The 9,900-nt window shown below is 41.3% G+C and carries 10 protein-coding genes and 1 pseudogene; 2 read left to right on the forward strand and 9 right to left on the reverse strand.

The features are described from left to right. Nucleotides 1–1,590: 1,590 nt before the first annotated feature. From AACQ79_RS02660 to AACQ79_RS02700, 9 genes and pseudogenes are all read right to left on the reverse strand, one after another. On the reverse strand, nt 1,591–2,226 hold the full coding sequence (locus AACQ79_RS02660) for a hypothetical protein (protein ID WP_170899715.1): 636 nt from the start codon (nt 2,224–2,226) through the stop codon (nt 1,591–1,593). Between the two features lie 202 nt (nt 2,227–2,428). Further along, nucleotides 2,429–2,692, reverse strand: a complete 264-nt coding sequence (locus AACQ79_RS02665) for a Txe/YoeB family addiction module toxin (protein WP_000098716.1) — start codon at nt 2,690–2,692, stop codon at nt 2,429–2,431. After that, on the reverse strand, nt 2,685–2,939 hold the full coding sequence (locus AACQ79_RS02670; protein ID WP_001223794.1) for a type II toxin-antitoxin system Phd/YefM family antitoxin: 255 nt from the start codon (nt 2,937–2,939) through the stop codon (nt 2,685–2,687). The genes AACQ79_RS02665 and AACQ79_RS02670 overlap by 8 nt, the downstream gene beginning before the upstream one ends. A gap of 268 nt (nt 2,940–3,207) precedes the next feature. Then, nucleotides 3,208–3,391, reverse strand: a pseudogene (locus AACQ79_RS02675) (DUF645 family protein). A 352-nt stretch (nt 3,392–3,743) separates the two neighbouring features. Then, nucleotides 3,744–4,025, reverse strand: a complete 282-nt coding sequence (locus AACQ79_RS02680) for a hypothetical protein (RefSeq protein WP_212756430.1) — start codon at nt 4,023–4,025, stop codon at nt 3,744–3,746. 153 nt (nt 4,026–4,178) lie between these two features. Next, nucleotides 4,179–4,538, reverse strand: a complete 360-nt coding sequence (locus tag AACQ79_RS02685) for a VOC family protein (RefSeq protein ID WP_013868602.1) — start codon at nt 4,536–4,538, stop codon at nt 4,179–4,181. A gap of 154 nt (nt 4,539–4,692) precedes the next feature. Then, complete coding sequence (locus tag AACQ79_RS02690) at nt 4,693–5,145, reverse strand: NUDIX hydrolase (RefSeq protein ID WP_170899736.1); 453 nt, start codon at nt 5,143–5,145, stop codon at nt 4,693–4,695. Between the two features lie 627 nt (nt 5,146–5,772). Next, nucleotides 5,773–6,396, reverse strand: coding sequence for a hypothetical protein (locus AACQ79_RS02695; RefSeq protein ID WP_170899737.1), 624 nt, complete (start codon nt 6,394–6,396; stop codon nt 5,773–5,775). 144 nt (nt 6,397–6,540) lie between these two features. Further along, nucleotides 6,541–7,074, reverse strand: a complete 534-nt coding sequence (locus AACQ79_RS02700; protein ID WP_064626947.1) for a cysteine hydrolase family protein — start codon at nt 7,072–7,074, stop codon at nt 6,541–6,543. A gap of 1,769 nt (nt 7,075–8,843) precedes the next feature. Between AACQ79_RS02700 and AACQ79_RS02705 the strand changes: the two genes are divergently transcribed. Then, a complete protein-coding gene (locus tag AACQ79_RS02705) occupies nt 8,844–9,086 on the forward strand; it encodes a type II toxin-antitoxin system Phd/YefM family antitoxin (protein ID WP_017045808.1) in 243 nt (80 codons plus the stop codon). Between the two features lie 7 nt (nt 9,087–9,093). Then, nucleotides 9,094–9,393: a type II toxin-antitoxin system RelE/ParE family toxin gene (locus AACQ79_RS02710; RefSeq protein WP_017045809.1), complete on the forward strand. Its 300-nt coding sequence runs from the start codon at nt 9,094–9,096 to the stop codon at nt 9,391–9,393. Nucleotides 9,394–9,900: the final 507 nt, after the last annotated feature.

Genomic DNA, 9,900 nt, shown 5'->3' on the forward strand with positions numbered 1-9,900 from the left:
CTTTCCGCAGACCACTTTCACCACAAAAATCACCGCATACCAAAAATGCCACGCGGCACGAATCCCTCTTGAACGCTTTGTTATGTTTAAGCTTCAAGGGCTTACGTTTACCAAAACCAAGATTAACTCGGCTTTGACTGACAAACAAAAAGCAAAAACCAAAAACTGAAACGACTCATAATTTGAAAATCAAGTTGTGAGCTTTGGCCGCCAATACTCAAAAACCTAAGATCAAACTTCTGATTGAGCCAACCGCCCTAACCTCGCGCTTGCCCTAGAATTGACTGAGGCAATTCTCTGAATTTTCAGCGCCAAAGAACAAATGTCCAGAAAACAGCGCTCACAAATACAAACTTGCCGACGAGCACAAAACCAACAAGCCGACGGAGCAAAGAAAAGATGCAACCAACTGATTTTGCGTGATTAAACATAACGCCCGGCTAAGGGGTTGACAACGCACCGCCGGACTCAAAAAACACACTTAAACACTGAACTGAAATTTTGCACTAAAGTCGCCAAGCGTTGGCAATCCCTCTTGAGCCGTTTGTTATGCAAATTCAATGAGATAAACAGAATTTACACGACCAAAAGCCACAATTGCAATGGTTGAGTGATTCAAGAATCAACCCAAGCAAGAACTGTGATAAATGAGCCGCCAAAACAAAGTCCACCTTCAGCAATAAACCAAGCTTTTATGTCAGGAAAACTCAACGAGCGAAAATTTCAGCAAGTACAGAATACTCGATAAACTTGTCCTTTCCACACTTTGCGCCCGCTGAATTGGCAGCAAGCCAACGCTAAAAATGATTGAGGCAAACCAAGAATCTTGTCTGTTTTACGGTTTGAGTTAACCACGAATTTGAAGGTAAAAATGCTCATTTGCCGACAACACAAAACGAATGGCCGGAGAAATCCAAAGGATTGAACCCCTAAACTTACCTGAGTTGCATAACGCCCGGCTAAGGGGTTGACAACACACCGCCGAACTCAAAAAACACACTTAAACACTGAACTGCAATTTTGCACTAAAGTCGCCACGCGTTGGCAATCCCTCTTGAGCCGTTTGTTATGCAAATTCAATGGGATAAACTGACATTACACGACCAAAAGCCACAATTGCAATGGTTGAGTGATTCAAGAATCAACCCAAGCAAGAACTGTGATAAATGAGCCGCCAAAACAAAGTCCACCTTTCAACAACAAACCAAGCTTTTGAATGAAACAAACTCAACGAGCGAAATCTTCAACAAGTACGAAATAATCGATTAACTTGCCCTTTCCGCACTTTACACCCACTAAATTCACAACGCGCCAACGCTAAAAATGATTGAGGCAAACCAAGAAACTTGCCTGTTTTACGGTTTGAGTTAACCAAGAATCTGAGGATAAAAGCTCATTTGCCGACAACACAAAACGAATAGCCGGAGAAATCCCAAAAGATTGAACCCCTAAATTTACCTGAGTTGCATAACGCCCGCTTAAGGGGCAGACAACGCTACTACTAACTTTCCGCATAACACCTTAATCACAAAAACCAACGCATAATAAAAATGCCATGCGTTGGCTGTCCCTCTTGAAGCGTTTGTTAGGTTAGCGGATTCTTAATCCTACTTCAACCCAATCGGATACTATAGCTTTCGCATCTAGAAGACTAACTGGCATATCTAATTTACGCATTTGTTCTTTTGCTAATTCAAAAGATAAGTTTTGAAATTTACAACGATTAAAATATGCTCGAAGCTTTTGCTCGTGCCGCCTGACTGGTCGCTCGGAACCCGCTAAAGCCCAATACACAATATTAACTAAAGCATCTTTATGTCGACCTTCCAGTCTAAGTAAATTTGCCATATCTTCATGTACTGTTGCATCTAGAGCTAAAGCTTGGTTAGGGGTAAAGCTCGACCGATTTGCATGTTGAATATACAATGACTTTTGCTCATGGAATAATCCCCATGCTTCATCAAATTTATTTAACTTCATTGCGGCTTTAGCTTTATGTCCAACTTGTGCTGCTTTTCCGAGAAAGTCTTCGTGAGTCAACTGCATCTGAGGTTCTACAGATTTGATGCTAAACATGTTACCTGAATACTTCGCATCGCTCATACCTGGACGAGGCACAACTTTACACTGTTCTACTAAATCAGGCTTCTTAACTTCATTCTTGGATCTAATTCTAAAAACAATTACAAATATAATAATAACTGACAAAACAATAAGAGTAGGCATAAATGACTGGTTATCCTCTTGCTACAAAATACTGACTTTACTCAAACTGGAGTAGATCACCTAACGCCCGCTTAAGGGGCAGCCAACGCTACTACTAACTTTCCGCATAGCACCGTAACCAACTGAAACTAACGCACAGTAAAAATGCCACGCGTTGGCTGTCCCTCTTGAAGCGTTTGTTAGCTGCCTTTAGTCAGTTGGTTCAATAATGGTAGCGACACGAAATAACCGTTATTGCATTATCATCAACAGCATAAACCAGTCTATTTGTATCATCGATCCGCCGAGACCAAAAACCAGATAGATTTTCCTTTAGAGGCTCTGGTTTACCAATGCCTTCAAACGGTGAACGCTTAACATCATTGATGATTTTATTGATCCGCTTGAGTGTTTTTTTGTCTTGTGTTTGCCAGTACAAGTAGTCATCCCAGGACTCATCTGTCCATGACAGTAAACGACTACTCATCAATCAGATCTCTTTGGGTAACTTTTCCCGCTTTGAACTGGGCAATGGAACGGTTTAGATGTTCAGCGTTCGCTGGAGAGCGAAGCAAATGTACGGTTTCCATTAGACTATTGTAATAATCCAGCGACATAACCACGGCATCTTCTGAATCACGTCGAGTGATGACGGTTGTATCCGCATCATTCACAACGGCATCCAAGACTGCTTTTAAACTATTCCTAGCTTCTGTAAAAGAAACGATTCTCATAGAACTTCCCACATGTACTGTTTACGGAACAAGTATAGCCTTCAAAGTTCAACTTGTACAGCTAAAGGAACATATTCGCCAGTAGGCAGCTAACGCCCGCCTAAGGGGCTGACAACGCATTACACCAAACTCAAAAACAACAGCCGTAACCACCGCGGCTCAATGGGACTGGAAACGCCACGCGTTGACAGTCCCTCTTGAGGCGTTTGTTAGCTTCGTAGCCCATTGTTTACCAATGACTTTTAAAAAAATTTGCTTGAAATGCATTTTACGCAAAAGCATCTCTTAAACACACGTCCAACGCCAAAAGCTGTGAAGTTGGCAGCCAAAACTTAAAACGATCTAGGCTAAGTTGGCCACGATTAAGAGTCCGCGACAAAGAAAGAAAGTAAGATCACAGCGATGATGCAGCCTTTTGTGACACCAAACTTGCCGAGTCGAACATCCAACAACCTTAAAGCATCGAGGCTTGTGGGTTTTCAGCGGCTTTGAACCTGCTGAAATTTCAACACTTTCTACCAAATCGGCATCAGAAAAACTCGAAAGCCAAATTGTAAAATTTGAACGCTAAAAGCTGATTTTTCAGAACAATTGAGCTTAGATTTTGAGGATTCTAGCCTTTAAGAAGCTAACGCCCGGTTAAGGGGCTGACAACGCAAAACACTGAACCTAAAATAACAACCGTAATCACAAATACCGATTTGAAGTGAAACCGCCACGCGTTGGCAGTCCCTCTTGAACCGTTTGTTATATTTTCGTTCTCTACGCTAACGTGACAGAGAGTTTAGCATTACCGAAAACCCATTAACAAACTGATATTTCTTGCTTTTCTAAAACTGTAGCAGCTTCCGCGCGCTCAATAATTTTTAACAATACCGATTGAATCGCTTCGTCTTTGCGGACATCTTTATCACTTGTAAATCGTTGTATTTGCGGCTCAGCATTCACTTCAGACAAAAAGGTGATGACTACTTCGGTCGCTAAATCCGTCGTTTTACCGAAATACTCTAATGCTATTTGCGGGTAACCTTTGAAACCTCTTTGTACTCGTTTCAATATGCGTTTTTTCACTTTATCCACGTTCATCATGGATCCTTTTGATTGCTGAACTTAAAAAAATATAACGCCCGGCTAAGGGGGTGACAACGCACCACCGGACTCAAGAAACACACTGCAAACACTGAACTTCAATTTTGTACTAAAGCCGCCACGCGTTGGCAATCCCTCTTGAGCCGTTTGTTATACGCGTGCTTCCGACCACACTGCAAATTCGTTACCGCTTGGCTCAATAAAATGGAAACGACAGCCTCCGGGAAAATCAAAAATTGGGCGAATAATTTGGCCACCGCTATTCTGGACTTTGGCTAAAGTTGTTTCTATGTTTGAGCTATAAAAGATAAGAAGTGCACCACCCGATGCTGTCTGACTACAACAGTCAGCTTTAAAAAAACCGCCATCTAAACCCTGATTTGAGAATGCTGTATATTCAGGACCATAATCAGTAAATTCCCAGCCAAAAACTGAAGAGAAAAATGATTTTGTTGCCTCTAAATTTTTTGCTGCAAACTCGACATAATTCAGCTTTTCATTCTGATTCATTTCACGACTCCATTGTTAAATTTCCATATAGCGTATAACGCCCGGCTAAGGGGTTGACAACGCACCGCCGAACTCAAAAAAACACACCGTAAACACTGAACTTCAATTTTGCACTAAAGTCGCCAAGCGTTGGCAATCCCTCTTGAGCCGTTTGTTAGCCGACATCTACACGATAGAGTGCATTAGCTGGCTTTTCTACGAAATACGACCAAACATGCTTATACACTTCGTGTTGGTTTGGAAATGGAGCCAATCCAAGAGCTTCCTCTAAACTGCACCACTTATACTCTGTATGTTCTTCATTTAAAACCACCCCTTGCTCTGGTGGGCACATCACTACGAAAACAGGTATGAGCTGAATAACATTAACACTGGCTTCGTAGAATTGTTCTAGAAACTGAGCATTATATAGGGGGGAAGCCTCAATTTGTGTTTCTTCTCTGAACTCTCGAGTGATGGCGTCAATGCCTTTTTCGCCTTGTTCAATTGAACCTGCAACATGACACCAGAAGCCACCTTTTACTCGCTTCATAAGCAGAAGCTTCATTTCACCATCAATTTCCGAGACTGCCACCCCTGAAACAACAGATGAATTTAATGGAATCATATTTACCTCTGAATTTGAAATTTTCGCTTGTCGGCTAACGCCCGGCTAAGGGGTTGACAACGCACCACCGAACTCAAAAAACACACTGTAAACGCTGAACTTCAATTTTGCACTAAAGCCGCCACGCGTTGGCAATCCCTCTTGAGCCGTTTGTTAGGCCAACCGGTTGACAACGATACTTTCAAAACCCAAGAACAAGGCTTGTTTGATAACTGAAAACCAACTAAGCGATTCATTTATAAACCAAAACGCTAAATCAGCAAAGAAACAAAAAACTCAAATTGAGCGGTTTGGAAGAAAAGTGACGAGTGTAGCATTCTCGGCGGACGTTTGGATGTTGAAGGTTATTTTGCCGCTAAATTCACAACGACAAGCAACCCAACGCGATCAAGAAACAGCAAATATGTGATGATTATTCATTTGCTTAAGTTCAGCCATGAGAACATGGAATTTACCGTTCAATTTAAACTCGATTTAGCTGATAAAAACTCACATTGCCTAACGCCCAATTAAGGTGTGAAGCACGCGACCACGACACTCAATTTGACCACTGCAATCACTGAACTCAACCGAAACCAAAAATGCCAAGCGTGCTGAATCACTCTTAAATTGTTTGTTATGAGCGTGCTAAATGTATACGGCGGACATTCCAACAAAAGCGACCAAAATCAAATATTGAACAAATAGAGTCATACCCTGCCAAAAATGAGTGACCACCATTCGTTTATGGTGATAACTACGATTTTCTTTTGCCTTATTCATTGGGCGATTTAAAACCAACTTAATGTACCACGGGTATAACTCTTGAAAAGATGAAATACTTTTCATTAGATCAAATTCAGGTTTGATAGCTAATCCGTTTTTTTCTGCCATCTCCTCGATACTATTAGCGTGCTGTTCGAAGTTATCAATTACTGGTGCTAAACGTGCACGAACTTCAGTAGAGCTTGAAATACTGAGCGAACATAACATTGCGAAGTATTTTTGAAATAGCGCGAATAAGAGAGATGCAGCCAAACATGAAAATAAAACCTTTAGCTCGGAATGATCATAAAAATTCGCCATTTTATCGATGTTAGTTATTGAAAGTCCTGCAACAGCTGCACTGCCAGCAGCTGCCCAAGTTGATAACTTATCAATAATTGGACTTGTTGAAACCGTTGCTTCGGCCAATGCTCCTATTGAGTCATAGTGAGCATTCTCATCTGTGATCGTCTTCCAACTTTCTAAAGATTTTTCTAATTCCGTCATCTTCAATTTTCCTAAAGCTCATAACGCCCGGCTAAGGGGTTGACAACGCACCGCCAGACTCAAAAATACACCGTAAACTCTGAACTTCAATTTTGCACTAAAGCCGCCACGCGTTGGCAATCCCTCTTGAGCCGTTTGTTAGCCTTATGACGTCAAAGATTGTGTCGATACAGCTGTAATCTTGACACCAAAACTAGAAATACTCGGCAATGTTGCATTGTGATGTACTCGGATTTGCTCACCTGACAAATGAGATTTGCTTTGAGTTGTGTGAGCATCTGATATCAAATCCACCGAGTAACCTAAACCAGCAGCTCGTCGCGTAGTTGTATCTACACAAAACTCTGTGGCGTAGCCGCAGATATAAAGATGCTCAATACAGAGTTCTTGCAGCAACGACTCCAAGTTTGTTCGTAAAAACGAATCTGGCGTTGTTTTGCGTATAAAATGGTCACTACTTTCAACGTGTAATGATGACTGTAATTGCCAACCTTCACTGCCATATTCGATTGGCGTCCCAGTTTGTTCATGTTGGATAAAGATGACTGAGATATCCTTTTGGCGCGCCCAATCTGTGACTTTATTGATGCGAGTTAAAACCTCATTTCTTTCAAACGGTTGAGGTGTTGGGTCAAACAAAATATTCTGCACATCAATAACAAGAACTGCTGATTTCATAGAATCTCCTTTTGAATAAGGCTAACGCCCGGCTAAGGGGTTGACAACGCACCGCCGAACTTAAAAAACACACTTAAACACTGAACTGCAATTTTGCACTAAAGTCGCCACGCGTTGGCAATCCCTCTTGAGCCGTTTGTTATGAAAATTCAATGAGATAAAATGAATTTACACGACCAAAAACCACAATTGCAATGGTTAAGTGATTCAAGAACCAACCCAAGCAAGAACTACGATAAATAAGCCGCCAAAACAAAGCTCACCTTTCAACAACAAACCAAGCTTTTGAATCAGGAAAACTTAACGAGCGAAACCTTCAGCAAAAGCAAAATGCTCGATTAACTTGCCCTTTCCACACTTTGAGCCCGCAAGATTCACAACAAGCCAACGCTAAAAATAATTGAGGCAAACAAAGAACCTTGCCTGTTTTACGGCTTGAGTAAACCTCAAATTTTAGGGTGAAAATGCTCATTTGCCGACAACACAAAACGAATGGCCAGAGAAATCCCAAAAGGTTGAGCCCCTAAATTTACCTGAGTTGCATAACGCCCAATTAAGTGGTGAACAACGCACTGACCAAGTCGCTGCATTGCACCGTAAAACACTTTACCTGACGCATAGTAAAACTGCCACGCGTTGAGAATCCACTTGAATTGCTTGTTATGTGAATTTTACCGTGAATTCAAAGTAAACCACCGTAGAAAGGAAGAGATTTGAATAAGTTACGTACAAAAACGATGCTTACCAAAACCTAAATTTCACAGCGATCTGAGCCAAAGAAAGCCACTTACAGAATCAACAACAAAGAAAGCGCCCTTTCAGCGACCGCCAAACCTTTTACGTCACCAGATTTTCAGAGCTGAATGTCAGCAAGAAAATCAGTCAAAAAGACATTTCAATTAAAGCGATTTGAAACCGACGAAACTCAACACAAACCAGATCCAAAACTTAATTGAGGCAACCCAAGAACCTTGGAAATGATCAATCTCAGATTGTTCAAGAATCCATTTCGAGCAAGCCAACTTGCCGAAAACACGGAACGAATTCTCAATGAAATCGTAGCTTTGACCTTAAAAACTCATCAAACACATAACGCCCGGCTAAGGGGTTGACAACGCATCGCCGAACTCAAAAAACACACTGTAAACACTAAACTTCAATTTTGCACTAAAGTCGCCATGCGTTGGCAATCCCTCTTGAGCCGTTTGTTAGGCCAACCGATTGACACCGACACGTTCAAAACTAAAGAACGAACTTTTTTATAAACTTAAAACCAACTAACCGATTCATTTATAAACCAAAATGCTAAATCAGCAAAGAAACAAAAAAACTCAAATTGAGCGGTTTGGAAGAAAAGTGACGAGCGTAGCATGCTCGGCGGACGTTTGGATGCTGAAGGTTATTTTGCCGCTGAATTCACAGCGAAAAGCAACCCAACACGATCACGAAACAACAAATATGTGGTAACGATTTTGCTTAAGTCCAGCCATTAGAACATGGAATTCACCGTTCAATTCAAACCCGATTTAGCTGATAAAAACTCACTTTGCCTAACGCCGCGTTAAGTGGTGAGCAACGCTAAACACCTATGCCGCGACAAACCACTTAAAACGGAAAAACTGAATTTACACTAAAACCGCCAAGCGTTGCGAATCCATCTTAAATGCTTTGTTAGTTTACTTCTCACACCAATCGCACGATTTAATTAAATTGCACATTTGGCTCGATGCCCTATAATATTACTGCACTTACAGACTTGGAGCTTAACCATGTACACATTAACAGCAAATGATGCCAAACGTAATTTCGGTGAACTGCTTCTAAACGCTCAACGTGAGCCAGTTAAAATTAGTAAAAACAATAAAGATGCCGTTGTTGTGATGTCGATTAGAGACTATGAAGAACTTGAAGTCATGAAAGCCGATTACATAAAACATTGTTTTGAGTCCGCAAAAGCAGACTTAGCCCAAGGCAATATAGTTGACGGTGAAAATTTCCTAAACGCGTTGTAAGTAAAGTATGTACAAGAATAAATATAAACTAAGTAAATTAGCACAGGCTCATTTACATAAAATCAAAAATTATACCGTTACAAACTTTTCCGAGATGCAGTGGAACGCATACAAAGATACTCTTCTTACTGGGTTTCAGATGCTCGCTGACAACCCAGCGGTAGGCAGAAGCTGCAACGATTTATATCAAAATGGTTTTTACTTCCCTATAGGCAAGCATACGGCTTACTTTACCAAGGAAGACAGCTTTATTTTGGTCGTTGCAGTCCTTGGACAATCTCAATTGCCACAAAACCATCTGCGATAATTATCACACCCTAGCGTATTGAGTTAGGGTGCAATCTTGATTGGTAAACTAACGCCCGGCTAAGGGGTTGACAACGCATTACCGAACTCAAAAAATACACCGTAATCACTGAACTTCAATTTTGCACTAAAGTCGCCACGCGTTGGCAATCCCTCTTGAGCCGTTTGTTATGCAAATTCAATGAGATAAACTGAATTTACACGACCAAAAGCCACAATTGCAATGGTTGAGTGATTCAAGAATCAACCCAAGCAAGAACTGTGATAAATGAGCCGCCAAAACAAAGTCCACCTTTCAACAACCAACCAAGCTTTTGAATCAGGAAAACTCAACGAGCGAAACACTCAGCAAGTGAACAATGCTCGATAAACTTGCCCTTCCCACACTTTGCGCACGCTGAATTGACAACAAACCAGCGCCAAAACTGATTGAGGCAAACAAAGAACCTTGCCTGTTTTACGGCTTGAGTAAACCACGAATTTTAGGGTAAAAATGCTCATTTGCCGA

It is taken from the genome of Vibrio sp. 3-2(1) (assembly GCF_963887575.1).
GTDB lineage: Bacteria > Pseudomonadota > Gammaproteobacteria > Enterobacterales > Vibrionaceae > Vibrio > Vibrio anguillarum.